This window comes from Leuconostoc carnosum (assembly GCF_014207505.1).
GTDB classification, from domain to species: Bacteria; Bacillota; Bacilli; order Lactobacillales; family Lactobacillaceae; genus Leuconostoc; species Leuconostoc carnosum.
In genome coordinates this window covers 69,154-84,802 of record NZ_JACHGL010000004.1, presented here as the reverse complement: position 1 = coordinate 84,802, position 15,649 = coordinate 69,154, and the positions used below count along the sequence as shown (strand labels likewise).

14 protein-coding genes are annotated in these 15,649 nt (G+C 36.8%); 2 read left to right on the top strand and 12 right to left on the bottom strand.

What is annotated here, in order from left to right; translation table 11 throughout:
- Positions 1-6: 6 nt before the first annotated feature.
- From HNQ98_RS05505 to metG, 5 genes are all read right to left on the bottom strand, one after another.
- The gene (locus HNQ98_RS05505; protein ID WP_014974817.1) at positions 7-465 is read right to left on the bottom strand and encodes a MarR family winged helix-turn-helix transcriptional regulator; all 459 of its coding nucleotides are present in this window, start codon (positions 463-465) and stop codon (positions 7-9) included.
- Positions 466-467: 2 nt separating this feature from the next.
- Positions 468-911 carry a 3-hydroxyacyl-ACP dehydratase FabZ gene (gene fabZ / locus HNQ98_RS05500; protein ID WP_014974818.1) on the bottom strand — a complete coding sequence of 148 codons (444 nt, stop codon included), beginning with the start codon at positions 909-911 and terminating at the stop codon, positions 468-470.
- Positions 912-1,061: 150 nt separating this feature from the next.
- Positions 1,062-1,871, bottom strand: coding sequence for a metallophosphoesterase (locus tag HNQ98_RS05495; protein WP_014974819.1), 810 nt, complete (start codon positions 1,869-1,871; stop codon positions 1,062-1,064).
- 146 nt (positions 1,872-2,017) lie between these two features.
- Positions 2,018-3,037 (bottom strand): type I glyceraldehyde-3-phosphate dehydrogenase, encoded by a 1,020-nt coding sequence (gene gap / locus HNQ98_RS05490; RefSeq protein ID WP_014974820.1) that lies wholly within the window; start codon positions 3,035-3,037, stop codon positions 2,018-2,020.
- 382 nt (positions 3,038-3,419) lie between these two features.
- Positions 3,420-5,531, bottom strand: a complete 2,112-nt coding sequence (gene metG, locus HNQ98_RS05485; RefSeq protein WP_135197759.1) for a methionine--tRNA ligase — start codon at positions 5,529-5,531, stop codon at positions 3,420-3,422.
- Between the two features lie 221 nt (positions 5,532-5,752).
- Here metG and HNQ98_RS05480 point away from each other — a divergent pair, with 221 nt between their 5' ends.
- Both HNQ98_RS05480 and HNQ98_RS05475 read left to right on the top strand, forming a co-directional pair.
- Positions 5,753-6,409 carry an HD domain-containing protein gene (locus HNQ98_RS05480; RefSeq protein ID WP_135197760.1) on the top strand — a complete coding sequence of 219 codons (657 nt, stop codon included), beginning with the start codon at positions 5,753-5,755 and terminating at the stop codon, positions 6,407-6,409.
- A gap of 114 nt (positions 6,410-6,523) precedes the next feature.
- On the top strand, positions 6,524-7,399 hold the full coding sequence (locus HNQ98_RS05475) for a DNA/RNA non-specific endonuclease (RefSeq protein ID WP_135197761.1): 876 nt from the start codon (positions 6,524-6,526) through the stop codon (positions 7,397-7,399).
- Between the two features lie 56 nt (positions 7,400-7,455).
- Here HNQ98_RS05475 and HNQ98_RS05470 read toward each other — a convergent pair whose 3' ends face one another.
- The 7 genes from HNQ98_RS05470 to HNQ98_RS05440 form a co-directional block, all read right to left on the bottom strand.
- On the bottom strand, positions 7,456-8,304 hold the full coding sequence (locus HNQ98_RS05470; RefSeq protein ID WP_135198193.1) for a hypothetical protein: 849 nt from the start codon (positions 8,302-8,304) through the stop codon (positions 7,456-7,458).
- 58 nt (positions 8,305-8,362) lie between these two features.
- A complete protein-coding gene (locus HNQ98_RS05465) occupies positions 8,363-8,644 on the bottom strand; it encodes a hypothetical protein (protein ID WP_019040409.1) in 282 nt (93 codons plus the stop codon).
- Positions 8,645-8,667: 23 nt separating this feature from the next.
- Positions 8,668-10,248: a zinc ribbon domain-containing protein gene (locus HNQ98_RS05460; RefSeq protein WP_135198194.1), complete on the bottom strand. Its 1,581-nt coding sequence runs from the start codon at positions 10,246-10,248 to the stop codon at positions 8,668-8,670.
- Positions 10,249-10,258: 10 nt separating this feature from the next.
- Positions 10,259-11,137, bottom strand: a complete 879-nt coding sequence (locus tag HNQ98_RS05455; protein ID WP_135197764.1) for a hypothetical protein — start codon at positions 11,135-11,137, stop codon at positions 10,259-10,261.
- Between the two features lie 176 nt (positions 11,138-11,313).
- A complete protein-coding gene (locus HNQ98_RS05450) occupies positions 11,314-14,211 on the bottom strand; it encodes an SEC10/PgrA surface exclusion domain-containing protein (protein ID WP_135197765.1) in 2,898 nt (965 codons plus the stop codon).
- A 56-nt stretch (positions 14,212-14,267) separates the two neighbouring features.
- Positions 14,268-14,606, bottom strand: coding sequence for a hypothetical protein (locus HNQ98_RS05445; protein ID WP_135197766.1), 339 nt, complete (start codon positions 14,604-14,606; stop codon positions 14,268-14,270).
- A 15-nt stretch (positions 14,607-14,621) separates the two neighbouring features.
- Positions 14,622-15,353 (bottom strand): hypothetical protein, encoded by a 732-nt coding sequence (locus tag HNQ98_RS05440; protein WP_135197767.1) that lies wholly within the window; start codon positions 15,351-15,353, stop codon positions 14,622-14,624.
- Positions 15,354-15,649 lie beyond the last annotated feature (296 nt).

Below are 15,649 nucleotides of genomic sequence, written 5' to 3'. Positions count from 1 at the left end.
ATCCCCTTATTTCTGAAGTAACCGTGTCAAATAACTCATCAAATTGTGAATAGCTTTCTGCACAACCGTGACGTCCTCAGATGACATGCCCTCCAAAAAGTTACGTGCCATATCGCGATGGAAACCTTGATGAGCACGATAAACAATACGTCCTTTGTGTGTCAACCCTAGCTTAACGACTCGTCGGTCTTGAATCGAACGACGCCGCTCCACATAACCTTTTTCAACTAGCTTATCAATTGCGCTAGTCATAGAACTGGGTGTGATATGGATTATCCTTGCAACTTCAGAAGCACTCTTTTCTTCATACATCGAGATTGCCTCAATTGTATGCATATCTTTAATAGAAAGATCTTTAAAAAGGCTCTGTTTTAATGCAGCTTCTTCAATCCACATTACATTATTAAAAACACCTACTAATTCACTATTTATTTGTTCAAAATTAGTTATTAGTGTTTCACCCATAATTATTTCTCTTCGTCTGGTGAGACAACAAACATCAATTCAGCAGATGTTGCTGTTTGTCCATTAACTTTTGCTTCAACAAGTACGCTACCCATATTGGCACGTAACTTACCAAAACTAACATGTAACTTTAAGACATCACCTGGTACAACCATTTTCTTAAACTTAGCATTATCAATACCAGTCATGTAAGCTGTCTTACCCTTAAATTGTGGTGATGATAAAATCAAAATAGAAGCTGCCTGTGCAAGTGATTCAATAATTAAAACCCCTGGCATTACTGGGTTCCCTGGAAAATGTCCTTGGAAAAATTGTTCATTAATCGTTACATTTTTTACTGCGACAATTGATTCATCTGGCGTCATTTCTTCAACGAAATCCATATAAAGAATGGGATAACGATTGGGAATCAATGCCATAATTTCTGTTGTTGTAAGTACTGCCATAATTTTAATTGTTTTAATACGTTTTAAGTATTAAATTAGTCCTTTCGAAAAAATAGTTTGACTATCGAAATAATATGATAAAGAAATTATCGCATTATTTACTTCGATAGTCAAACTATTTTTATATAACAAACCATTGTTTACAATATCTTAAAAATCCAATACCACCAAACGTCTTTGCCATTCAGTCATGAAATCATCACTATCCCATTCATTTACTCGAACAGTGTGATATCCTACAGCAGCATTATAATAGGTATTATTCCCTACCTTTAACGGCGCCGGATGTAAATGTAAATGCCCGGTAACCGTAGCTACCGTATAAGAATTATCTAGTATCTTCCCTAATTTTGAACTGCCTAGAAGGGCGTTTGCCATGTCTAAGCGTTGATTACTAGCTGGAAAACGCTTAATATAGTCACTTCGTGGCACAAAGTGAGATACTACTACTGTCTGCCGGCGATCAGCAGCATCCAATTGTGCCTGAATTTGCGCCATATTCCTATTAAAGCGTTCCTTGTCTGTCACAGGTTGTTGGATACGACGATCATACCAAAAAGTTTGTTTGAATTGTTGAATCTGTGCATCTGTGTAGGTATCACCTACAAAATCGTAATCATACCAACCGTTGTTGCCAATTAGGCGAACAGTTGGTGTCAGATCAATAAACTTATTGTGTAAGTACAATGGGTCAATATCACTTTCTAACTCTTCATAAGTGACACCTTTAGCCATATCATGGTTCCCAGCAATAAAACGAATCTGTACTTTATCTGCTAATAATGTTTGCATATCGCGAACATAAGTTAAGGTTTTTTCAAAATCATTGAATAAATCCCCAGCAATGACATATAGATTTATACTCGCATTCAGCAAATAAAGCGCTTGGACATTCATAATACGCTCAACATTAATTTTATTCAAATCTAAGTGATTATCTGATGAAAATGCAACTTTCACAAGTGAAACCTCTTTCAAAGCACTGAATAGATTATAGCACATATTAGTCACAATATTCTAGCACAAATAGAAAAAGAACCCCACCAAAATGGGATTCTTACGCTTGACAATATATATGACGATGTCAAGATTATCTAGTTTTAATATTACATTGTGGCGAAATGCAACAATGTACGGATCATGTTTGAAGTGAAACCGTATTCGTTATCATACCATGCAGCAACCTTAACTAATTGTTGTCCGTCACCAGAAACAACTTCAGTTTGTGTTGGATCGAAGACAGTACCATGTGTATCATTGATAATATCGGTAGATACCAAACCATCACCATTGTAACCAAATGAATCTGATTCGTACTTCTTCATAGCTGCGTTAACGTCTTCAACTGTAACATCCTTCTTCAAGACAGCAGTCAATTCAGTGATTGAACCATCAGGAACAGGAACACGGATAGCTGAACCAGTCAACTTACCATCCAATGAAGGAACAACCATTCCGATAGCCTTAGCAGCACCAGATGAATGTGGCAATGAGTTTGAAGCTGCGTCACGGTTAGCTTGACGCTTTGCAAACTTAGCTGACTTAGGACCATCTTGCAAGCTTTGTGAAGCTGTGTAAGCGTGTACTGTCAACATCAAACCAGTTTTAACACCGAATTCTGTTTCCAATACGTTAGCAATTGGAGCCAATGATTGCGTTGTGCATGAACCAGCAGAAACAATCTTGTCATCTGCTGTCAAGATGTCTTGGTTAACGCCATAGACAACTGTAGGAACTGCACCGGCTGGAGCAGAAACCAATACCTTCTTAGCACCTGCATCTAAGTGAGCTTGTGACTTTTCGGCTGATGTATAGAAACCAGTAGCTTCCAATACATAGTCAACACCATCATTAGCAACCCACTTCAAGTCAGCAGCGTTACGTTCTGAGTAAACAGCATAGTGCTTACCATTAACAACAATACCTGTATCATCTGATGAAACTTCAGCGTTTAAAGTACCGTGAATTGAGTCATACTTCAACAAGTATGCCAACATATCAGGGCTTGTCAAATCGTTAATAGCAACAACTTCGATATCTGAAGCCTTGTCTGACAACTCAAGAATACGACGGAAAGCCAAACGGCCAATACGTCCAAATCCGTTAATACCAATCTTAACAGTCATGTGTTTAGATCCTCCAAAATTTTTTGACTTATGTCAACAACACTATTATAGCACAAAGTTATCAGGTGAGCGAATGTAAACATACCACTATTTTCTGAATAAATCTCCGTATTTATAGTATTTCCAAGCACAATTCATGACAGATAAACTGCCTATCTATATCAGCAAAAAAATGGTCTATCATTAGGTATGACTGGTTTTAAGATAAATATACTTTATAGTCATTCCTTTAAAATTGAAATTGTACTGATCACAATCTCACATACTTTAAGATTCAGCGGTGTGTTACTTTTTAAACTTATTTGTGAAATATCAAACAATATTCATCCGATCATAAAAAACGCCAAAGCGTCTTCTTAAATCATGCTAATACACAGTATATTTATTCTATTCCTGAACCAGGTTCAATACTATCTGGTACTGTTGTAACAGTGACTATCCCGTTCTTTTCTGCTGATAAAATCATGCCTTCTGATACTTCACCAGCCATTTTACGAGGCTTCATATTGGCAACAATGACAACTGTCTTACCAACTAATACAGTTGGATTTTCATACCATTGACGAATCCCTGACAGAATTTGGCGTGGTTTATCTGAACCATCATCAAGTGTAAATTTCAACAGCTTATCAGATTTAGCAACAATTTCACCGGCGGTAATTTTGGCCGCTATTAATTCAATTTTATCAAAATCATCATAAGCAATTAGTGACTTACCAGAATCAGCTGCAACAGCCGCTTGTTTAGCAGCTTCTTTAACAGCGCGGCCCTTGCCTTTAGTATCTTTTGATACCAATCCAGAAATAAACTCAACTTCTTCAGCAACATCTTGCCGTGGAAAAATCGGCTGTCCTTTTTTAACGACTTTACCACCTGTTGGTAATTTACCAAATGACAAACCAGCAATTGGCGCACCATTTTTAGGATAATCAAATCCTAGTTGTTCGTATATTTTGCGTGGCGCTTTGGTCAGAACAGGTTGCAACAACACAGCTACAACACGTAATGAAGCAGCTAAATGTGCCATCACGCTAGACAAAATCACTTTTTTGGTTTCATCTTTAGCTAATACCCAAGGCTGCGTTTCATCAATATATTTATTTGCACGACGAATAATTGTCCATACACTCTCAAGTGCATCAGCTGTCCGCATATTCTGAAAGTTCTTATGGTATTCAGCAATGCCTTCTGACACAGTACGCACCAAATCATCATCAAATTCAGTTTTACCAGTATTTAGTTCTGGTACAATACCATTTTCATACTTGTTAATCATAGCTACGGTACGATTTAGTAAATTACCAAGATCATTTGCTAAGTCGAAGTTAACCCGTGAAACAAAATCTTCTGGTGTAAAGACACCATCATTACCAAATGGCATAGCACGCAACAAGTAGTAACGGACAGCATCTAAGCCATACCGCTCTTCCAAAACTTCAGGATAAATGACATTACCCTTAGATTTTGACATTTTACCGTCTTTCATCACTAACCAACCGTGACCAAGAACTGTCTTTGGTAGCTCTAGACCTAGGGCATGCAAAATAATTGGCCAATAAATTGTATGGAAACGAACGATTTCTTTGCCCACCAATTGGACATTGGCTGGCCAATAGCGTTTAAACAACTCATCATGATCAGTATCATACCCAAGCGCTGTAATATAGTTGACCAACGCATCAACCCAAACATATATAACATGCTTTTGATCCCCAGGAACGGACACACCCCAGTCAAAACTTGTACGGGTCACTGCTAAATCTTCTAAGCCTGGTGCAATGAAATTATTGATCATTTCATTCATACGAGCTTCTGGTTGGATAAATTCTGGATGTGTTTTATAATATTCCAACAACCAATCAGCATATTTGCTCATCTTAAAGAAATAAGATTCTTCTTTGACCAATTCCACTTCATGACCTGACGGTGCCTTACCACCGATAACTTTACCTTCATCATCATGATAAACCTCAGCAAGTTGTGATTCTGTAAAATACTCTTCATCTGAAACGGAATACCAACCTTGATACTCACCTTTGTAAATATCACCATTATCAACTAAGTGCTTAAAAATTTTACGAACAATCGATTCGTGACGCTCCTCAGTTGTTCGAATAAAATCATTGTAAGAAATATCCATTAACTGCCACAAATCTTTAATTTGTTTAGCCATGCCATCTAAATATTCAATTTCAGATTTGCCAATTTCTTTAGCTTTTTGCTGTACTTTCAAACCATGCTCATCTGTTCCTGTTAGGAAATAAACATCTTCCCCTAGTAAACGATGATACCGCGCAGCAGCGTCTGCCAACACCGTCGTATAAGTATTACCTAATTGTAATTTACCAGATGGATAATAAATAGGCGTTGTAATATAGAAAGTTTTATCTTTCTTAGTTGCAAATTGTTGTTCTGCTTTTGAAAACTTATCATAAATAACTGCTGAATCCGTAAGATTAGCTGTATTAAACAAGACATTGTTTGGTTCTGACATATGAGTCTTCTCTCTTTCTAATGTGTCGATGAGTCAATTAACGTTTATCATATTCATTCGCACATTTAGCCGCATGAGGCCGACTTTACTAAGATAATTATAACTAATTTTAAGGACTTTTCATAGTTTTTAAAAATTTTTTCTGGTATAGTAATTTTAGATTGATACAAAATTAAAATAAAGCTAGCTGAATGCGCTTTTATGCTTTTGGAAGGACAATTATGACCCAACTCGATGATATTACAGATTATATGCAAAAATCGCTAAGTGCCGATAAAACTGGTCATAGCGTTGATCATATTGATCGAGTACTTGCTTTATCAAATAAAATTCTTCAAGACTATCCTCAAGCCGATACTTTTATTGTACGCGCTGCATCATTATTGCATGACGTCTATGATGATAAACTCTTTCATTCACTAGCACAAGCACAGGCCGCCAAAGAAAACATGATCTTGTTTTTACAGTCTATTAGCGTGACTAAACATCAAATCAACGCAATCATCACAATAATTGACAATATGTCATGGTCTAAATCAATTGCTGGTAACGTCAAACCACTTGACCTTAATGGTCAAATCGTGCAAGATGCTGATCGTTTAGAAGCGATTGGTGCGATAGCTATTACACGTGCCATCACTTATGGTGCTGTAAAAGATCGGATTTTATACGACCCAAATATACCACCACGCATTGCTCAAACTAAAGCACAATATCGCCAAGATGACAGTACAACAATCAATCATTTTTATGAAAAGCTACTCCTGATCAAAGACAGACTTAACACAAAAACAGCACAGAAAATTGCTGTTAGTCGCCATCAATTTATGTTAGCTTTCCTAGATCAGTTTAAATCTGAGTGGCACTTAACGAAATAATTTTCTACTTATATCCAGTAATCATCTTTTATAAACAAATAAAAGCAGACAATATGTCTGTTTTTATTTGTTTATAAAAGATGGTATGATTAACTGTATTTATTGGAGACTAACATGGCTAAAAAACGTACTTATCGCCGTAAAAAGCAACCCCAGAACAAAATATTATCACTTTTTATTGTCCTCATTGTTGCCGGTTTTTACTTTTGGCAAAATGAACAAAATAGCAAACCCACTTCACCTGATACCTCAAAATCTAAAACTGTCACTGCCCAATCAGATCAAGCATTAATTAATTTAAAATGGGATGGCACTTTAGATGGTGATATTGTGCGTATCAATAACAATCAGGCCACATTTACTGATGATCAACTTGATGAAACCTTCCCATCTCAAGGTTCAAAATTACGACCTGCTGATGGTTTAAGTCTATCGCCACTTGATTCACAAGGACGTTCTCAACAGGCCAATTTTGTCGCTAGCAAAAAAGCTATTCGAAAGGTCACTGCACGTCCTGACCGTATTCCTTATGATGTACGGCCATCAGGTTGGTTTATAAATGATCATTATAATGGTACAAAATGGGTTGGTGGTTACCATGATAATCCAAACGTCAAGCTAGGTAATGGTAAGCAGGCATTATGGAATAAATCACATATTGTTGGCTATCAATTTTTTGGCTTACCAACTATGGTAACTGAAAATATGACTACTGGTACACGTGTACAAAATGCCTATCCTGGCCAGTTAGCTCCTGAAGATGATATTCGAGATGCCATTAATAAACATCCAACTATCACAATTCGCGCCCAAGTAACCCCGTTATACATTGCTAACAATCGTTTAGCCCGTGGTGTTCATTACATGGCAAAATCTGTTCAAGATAACGGTAAAACGCTTAATTTAAATTACTGGATTTTCAATGTTCAACCAGGCATTGAAATTGACTACCAGACAGCAAAATTCAAAGTACTGGACTCAGCTAAATAAAAAAGATGACTAATATATATTAGTCATCTTTTTTATTGCTTCAAGAAACCCACTGTTTATTGACCAATTTGGCTTTGAATTAGTTTTTGATATTGTTCTGATATTTCTGTATGATTTGATTTAAAAATACTAGCCTGTGGTGCAAGTAAATGCGTCATATTATGATTAACTTCGATGGGATTTAGTTTTTTTAATTGTTCTGAAGTCCAAATACCTGTTTTAGATGTATTCCCACGATTAATCATACTTCGAGTTATTGGCTTTTGACCAAACGGCGTTGGCATTTGATGAAATGTAGCACTATAAACCTTGCCATTTAGTCCAAGTACTAGCATTGTGATTGGTTTAGTCATATCAACATTTGAATATCTCGTCGCCTCACTTTCGTCTGTATCGTTTTCATCCGAAATACCTGTATCACCGTTTGTATTAGTATACAACCACAACATATCGCTTACATGACCACTGAATTGATCATTTTCATCTTTTTGTGCATAAACAGATTGTAGTTGATAGTCAACAGCATCTACTTGGTTCCATACCGACATATCACCATCACTTGTACTAATATAATATGATGTTGGCCCACCTTGACGCATACCTAATGCTTCAGTATCCACAGCTGTTAGAGCCTGATTATGCTGACTAGCATATGTGCCAGCCCAATTATAAAACTTTTTCACAACCTGAATACGCTTTTCCGTGGATGCCGACTGTAAATCAACAGTCTTTTTTGTCATAAAACGTTTGACAGATTTCCCTGCGTTTGATGCAGTTTGTTGATTATTCTCTTTTTCTCGCTGTGCGATAGGATCATTAGTATGAGTACACATCCGAACAGCAATCACCAATAACACAATGATAACAACGACACCGACTCCTAATTTATAATAACGTTTCATCATAACGTCCTTTCTTATAATCAATTAAAAAGATGTGCTAAAAGCACATCTTAGCAATATTTTAGATTGTACTAGCTACACCAGCAATTAAACTTACTAGTATGATTAGTAGAATTAAATCTAAGAAAGAAATAATTAAACCAGCAATCGCTGTTCCTTTAGGATTACGGAATAAGCCGCCAATAGACAGTGCTAATCCGACAATCCAAACAATCCATCCCAGTACCGGAATCCATGATAAGAAAAAACCAACGATTGAGACAATCAATCCAGCCAGTCCTATACCATTTTTCTCTGCTACAACATTATTGATGACAACATGACTTGCACCGTTTTCAGACATTTGTATACTCCCTTATTTTTCGATTAGCTAACATTATTATCTTCAGAAATTTTCTTTTGATTAGGATCAATTGAATCAACCTGCCACGTTTCATTACGTTTGTCATAAACCATATGTGCGGTTAATTCAAATGTCTGCGTTAAATCCCCATATGAATCATTATCATCATCAGAGCTGTAATAAAAATCAGTTTTTACCTGATACACTGCATTTGCTGTCGTCAGACTAGTTTGCTTGACCGATTTAACGTCTGGCGAGTTAAATGAAACAGACTCTGCATTTCGTTTGGCATCATGAAGATTGTGACGTATCATTTTTTTATAGTCTTGATAGGCTTTGTTATTAGCACCATTTTTAAACATATCCAAGTTGTCTGGATCCTCTTCTTGTGAAGCATATGACCCCAAAGCATCATACATTGACGAAACTGTGCTGTTAGCATCATCTTCTGTCATTAAACCATCTGCATTTAAATTGATACTTTCCCCATCATATATGTCTTGCAAACTTGTTTTAGTTGTTCGAATGGTTTGATCTCCAAACTTAGCTTGTACATAGGCCTTTGCACCCTTACTGACTGGCATATTTTTTACTGATAATAAGCCATCTGTTAAAGTACCAACTTTTGTGTCACCAATGTATAAATCACCTGAACTAAGATTTGAATTAACATCAAAGCTAATCATGTCAATCGCCAAATTAACATTGGTATTATTATCAATTTCTTTTTCATCACTCGTTGCGACATCTTGACCACTTATCTTGCCTGTCGCATTAAATTTATATAAACCACTAACTTGGTGTTTATATGATTTAGAATAACTATCCGAATCTGAAGTACCAATCGTTTTACCATTCATTTTTAAGGTTATATCTTTATTGTTCGTTGAAACATTAAAATCGACGGGTTTCACAGTTAATTGATACTTCGGAAATACTAAGAAAGCATGCCCTGTTCGTTTAAAAGTAAAACCGTTGCCAGCTTGTCCAGATAACAATTGATTATAAATGTCGTTCTCACGTTGATTAGACCACTTACTACTAGCCATATTATTAACAAATGGTGCCAATTCATCTTGGTCAATTTTTTTCTTTGTATCTGACCAGACAAAATTCTTCGCGTATTGCGAAGCACTCTCTGACTTCAAAATTTTTAAAGTACGTTGTGCTGTTGCTGATTTAGCATAATGTTTATTGCCCCAAGTCACCAAGGCAACGCCAACCGCAATAATCACTACTCCAGTTGTTAGTGCAATTTTTTTGCCTTTAGACATTTGTTGTCTCGGTGCTCTAGGCACTGGATTTTGTTCACTCTCAGTTTGGGCTGTTATTAGTGGTTCTACACTTTTAAAACCAGTAGCTTTAGCTTGCTTCACCTCTTCAAGGTTGGGTAAGCGACCATTAGCTAATTTAAACTTTTCACGCCAAGACGTTGCCGGTGTTACTGATGGCGTTGCTGTTGCTAAGTCTTCTTCACTCTGTACAGGCATTTCATCATCAATTAAAACAAAACCATGTTTATCAGCTTCAGTAACTTCGTCGATTGTTGGATTACGATGATTTTTAGCTTTGAAATCAGCTAACCATTTTTTCTTCTGATCCATATTATGCTCCTTACCAATTTCCTATTGATTGGGTTAGATTTTGAAGTAATGGTATTACAATAATACGTACTTCAATGGCAATCACAACTATACTGATGATCCACTGGAGTAAAGTAACCCAGGCAGCATCAAATTTACCTTGATGTAAATGTACTTCTGAAATTAAAAATTGTTGGGCTGCAATTAACAACGCTGCTCCGAGTGTCAAAATAAAAGTAATCACCGCAAAGGAAGCAAAAAAGGTATTAACGATTGACGACATATCTTCCAATGTTGAAATTGAAATAGATGCAATTGGTACAAAAAATGATAATATGGCACCAATAATATTAATCAAAGATAACGGTACGAACCACTTTAAATACTTGGAAACTGTTTGTTTCACAGTAAGATACCGACGATTAAGTAGTAGTAACCCAGGCAATGCTGCCAGATAAAATATGGCAAAAATAATGACAACATAAAAAAATAATTGCCAATTTAGTGCACTTAACTGACTACGAATCTTGGTTAAATCTGTGCCAAAAGATGAATAACTATTCAATGCAACATTCAAACCACGTCGAATAACGTTTGAGAATGAAAATGCTCCCGTTAATGATGCGATAACAAACGACACCCACAAAAATAGTGTATTGTCTGATGCATCACTAGAGCGACTTGGATTAACAATGATTGGTTTAACCCATGTCCAATAATTCCCAGCATGTTGCTTCGCATTCGTATAAACACGATTAGCGTCCTCTGTAATCTCTGCCTTAGGTATAGTTTGTTCTTGATTCCCCAGTGTAATCTCCCCTTTTTCAATGGCTGCCAATACCTCATCTGCTGATGGTTGGCGGTCATTAATTAGTGCAAAATATTCTTGCCATTCTTGCTTCGTAGCCATACGATCTCCCTACTTCGATTTTCTCAATAAAAACCCATTATCCAAAAATTATAATATAAAAAAAGTATATTTACCTAAACCTCCCTATATCGGGGTGTTTTTGAAATTTTAATGATAAGTATTTAAAAAGGACTTCAAAGTATGAAAATTTGAAGTCCTTTTTTAGTTTGCTGATATTATGCATTAAAACGTTTGTTTTTCATATGCTTTGGGGCATACAATGAAACGCCCAGTAAACCAAATAAACTGATTAATATTGCCTGATTACTGTGTTGTTGATTTTTTGCGGTTTTAGGAAGTAGCACAGCTGGTGTAGCATTAACTTGGTTCCCTTGTTTCACTGATACTGGCCTATTAATCTCGGGCTGAGCTGTAACATTCATATGTTGATTTTCTACTGATATCATATTTAACGCTTTAGTACCCGTATCATAGATATATGTTGTATTATCAGGTGCAATTACGATATTTGTTTTGCTAGCTACTGTCACTTGGGGTACTTTTTTGACAGTATTTACTTGAGTTTTTGTATGCGTTAAGCTCTTGTTTGTATCGGCTTTTTGAATCGTTGTCTTCTTTGAGTCAGTCTTGGCTTGAGACTCAGAATTTGTCTTGTCGGCAACTGGCTTTGCAGTTGGCTTCTTTGACTCATCTTTACTGTTTGAATCAGTCTTACCAGGTTTAGAATCATTAGGCTTTGATGGCTTTGAGTTATCTGGTTGAGATGGCTTTGTATCATCGGGCTTTGATGGTTCTGGTGTTGGCTTAGCGTTGGCTGGGTTGATACGGTTCAAGTATTCTTGACTTTCAGCCTTGGCTTTGCCATAACTTAATGCATTGGCTGTTTGGAGATTTGTCAATGCTTTAGCATTAGCTGCTACTAACTTGTTGTAAGCATCAGTATTTTGAGCTTTGATTTGAGCAACGTTCTTTGCTCCTTGAGCTGTCTTTGTTGCCAAATCAGCATCCAATTGGGCTTTCAAGTTAGCTAGGTTTGTATCCAATTGCGCGGAGAAAGTCTTTGCATCTTGAGCTTGTTGTGCTTCAAACGTAGCTAATTCAGTTGCTTGTGCTTTGTCAAAGGCTGCCTTTTCAGTGGCTTTCTTACTTGCTAAGTCTTCAGGCGAAAGGTCCTTGATACTAGCAATTGTAGTCTCATAGTCAGTCTTCAAATTAGCTAGTGTTTCAGCTAATTTGGTTGCATTGTCATCATGCTTTGCTGTGGCATCAGCCTTGATACTAGCAATCTTGTTTGCATAGTTCGTAGCATTTTGAGAAATTGCTGAATCATGGTTTGCCTTGATTTGAGCAATAGCGTCAGCATAAGCTTGATTGATATTGTCAATTGCAGTTTGATTCTTTGCTTGCAAGTTTGACAAAGCTGTTGCATTGTTAGCTTTAACTTGGGCTAACTTAGCTTGAGCGTCAGCTAAAGCTTGCTTGTTGGCTTGCGTGTTACCACCACGAGCCGTTTCAATTGCTTGAGTTGAAGTTGTCTGTATGTCAGTTGTTAAATCCAAATTATCGGAAATAGCAGCATTCTGGAAAATAACAACATATGGCCAATCACCAGTGTTATCTTTCTGCATAGCAAATCCCATAATTTGGTCATCTTTCATGAAATTGTTACGATGACCATTTCCATAGGCACCATCTTGGTAAATCATGGCAGTAATAACATTTAAGAGATTAACTTTGGCTGATAACATTGTTAAGTCAGAATAAGGTGAAACACCGAGATTTTCGCCAGCAAACCAAAGGTTTTGAGCGGCATAGGCTTCATCTGTTTTTGTTGTAGCTGAATTTCCCAAGTAGGCTGTATGCTTGAATCCGGCATTGGCTTCTTCACGAGCCTTTGCTGAAGCAATAACAGCTTTTTGGTTTTCTTTTGTCCAGCGAACAGGTGCTTTACCTTGTGTTGCACGATATGAATTAACAAGAGTTACTGCATAATCAGCTAATTCATTTTGTTGAATATCCGTAGGAGTACCCTTAATTTCAGGTGTCTTGTCATTGTCACCAAAGTATTGGTAATAATCAATATAACCTTGGTCGTTAACATGATTTGATGGAATCTTTGGGTCTGTAATCTTTGTTGGTAAGTTGCCAACTTCATTGACACTAGATGGTGCATCAGAATCATATGAGTCAAAATTGTCAGCGTATGGATTGGCTGGTGTTGCTGTTTTTACGCTAGTCTTATCAACAGCTTGCTTAGCTGAAGTAACAGTCTTTTGAGCAGTAGCTTCAGCTTTTGTGTTAGCTTGCTTTTGAGCTGTTTGGGCTTTTGTGTTTTCAGCAGATTGTTTTGTTGTATCTGATGCTTGTTGGTTCTGAGCATCAGTTTGAGCCTTAGCTTGTGCGGCATCAGCATTTTGATTAGCTGTAGCTTGCTGGGTAGATGCAACATCCGTAGCTGTTTTTGCATCAGTATCAATAGCCTTGTCTGTTGCGGTAGCATCTGTTTGAGCAGCTTGCTGGTCAGCATTGTATTGATTAGTCACAGTGTCACGTTGTGCTTGAGCAGAACCAGATTCTTGAGCTTGTTGATTTGCAAAATCAGTTGCTGCTTGTTGTTGCTTGGCAACTTCAGCATCATGAGCAACTTGAGCGTCGTGAGCTTGTTGTGCTTTTGCAGCTTCGTTTGCTGCTTGTTCATCCGCGAGCTTTTGCGCGTTAGCTTGTGCATCAGCGTTCGCTTGGGCGACTTGTTTTGCTTGTGCATCAGCCAATGCCTTAGCATTGGCTTGTTCAGTAGCTTCTTGGGCTTTGGCATTAGCTTGCGCTTTGGCCTCTTCATCGGCTTTTTGCTGTGCTTGCAACGTAGCTAATTTTTGAGCTTCTGATTCTTGAGCATTCTCAAAATCTGACTTTGGTGTAACTTGATTTGAACTTGTCTGTGTTGCTGTATCCGTTGACTGATTACCGCTGATGACATCAGCATTAACATTGACAGTAGTTGATGCAATTGTTGCTGTGACTACCGTTGCTGTAGTTAAAGCAATTATCTGTTTGTGTGACTTGACAGCGTATCGTTCCCTGCGTGTTGTTGCCCTATTATTATACTGATTCATTTATAATCTCCCTGATATATTACTGTCGGCTAACATCTTTAAAAATACTACCCGACTTAAGAAACACTGGACTGAACACCAATACCTTTTAAATATTTAACAACCTCTTTTGCTGTGTGATTATCCAACCCTTTAACATATACAACAGGTGTGCTTGCTACATAACCTAATACTTGATCTTTTGTCATATCAAATAATTCACTAGAGACACTGACTAAATCTTCTTCAGATGTTTCTGGTACATATTCCAATCTCACACCAAATTTATTTTGTGCATTCTCACGTTTTTTTATCTGATTAATTCTAATTAGATCACGCATAAGGCCACTAGAATCAGCCAAATTTTGAATTGTTTGTTGTTTGATATGATTCCCAAACATTTTAAATAATCCCATTGATGTACTCCTTTTTTATCGATTTTTAATTGCGTTAATACTACTGTTAATCGATGAGGTATTTTTATTAATATTGTCAATTTGCGCAATTTGTGTTGCGATCATTGCATTTTGTGTACCAATAGATGTAGTTATTCTATTCATTAAAATGTTATTTTGCTCTGCATTCATCATTTGCTTCTTTTGATTATTAATGATTTCTTGTTGATTCTGCTCTTGGCGATACCTATGTATTTCAGTATCATATTTATTAATAGCTTCTTTCCAATTATCAGCTCGACCACTATTCAGTATGTTATATAAAGCTGCTACAGCATATATATCTTTCATTTCAGGCAATAAAAAATCAAGACTGTCTAGAAAAGAGTCACTTGCTTGATAAATTTCTAGTTCATTCTGTGCTTTGTTCGCCAGTTGACGATACTGGGCTACCTTCTCCTTCACCAAGGCTTTATCTTTTTTACCAGAACTGTAGTTGTAGGCATAGTATGCTGCAACGCCACCACAGATAATGCCAATGCCAATACCTAAAACAGAATATACTAAGACATGGACTACCAAGAAAGCAGCGGCAGGTATTCCCCATTTTAAAATACCTTGAAAACCCACTGGTTTGTTTAGCGTTTGATGTACACGACGATTAATTGTTGCAATTTGATCCTCTCGTTCTTTTTTATCAGACAACACCTGATACGCTTGTGCTAGTAAATCCATCAAGTTAGTTTTAGACAATTCTGAATATTCCATCGTATACTTCTCCATTATTATAGTTTTGTTAGTCAAATTTTCTCATTATACAAATAATCAAGTATAAAAAGCGACCCTTGCTATTATATGATTTAAATCACGTTCATTCACAAAAGTCCCAAATTCGGGGCGTTTTTTCTAACATAATATACTAAAATGAATATTAAATATATCATTAAAAACTAGAGGCTGCTAAATGACCAAACCAAACCAAACCAAACCAAACCAAACCAAACCAAACCAAACCAAACCAAACCAAACCAAACCAAACCAAACCAAACCAAACCAAACCAAAG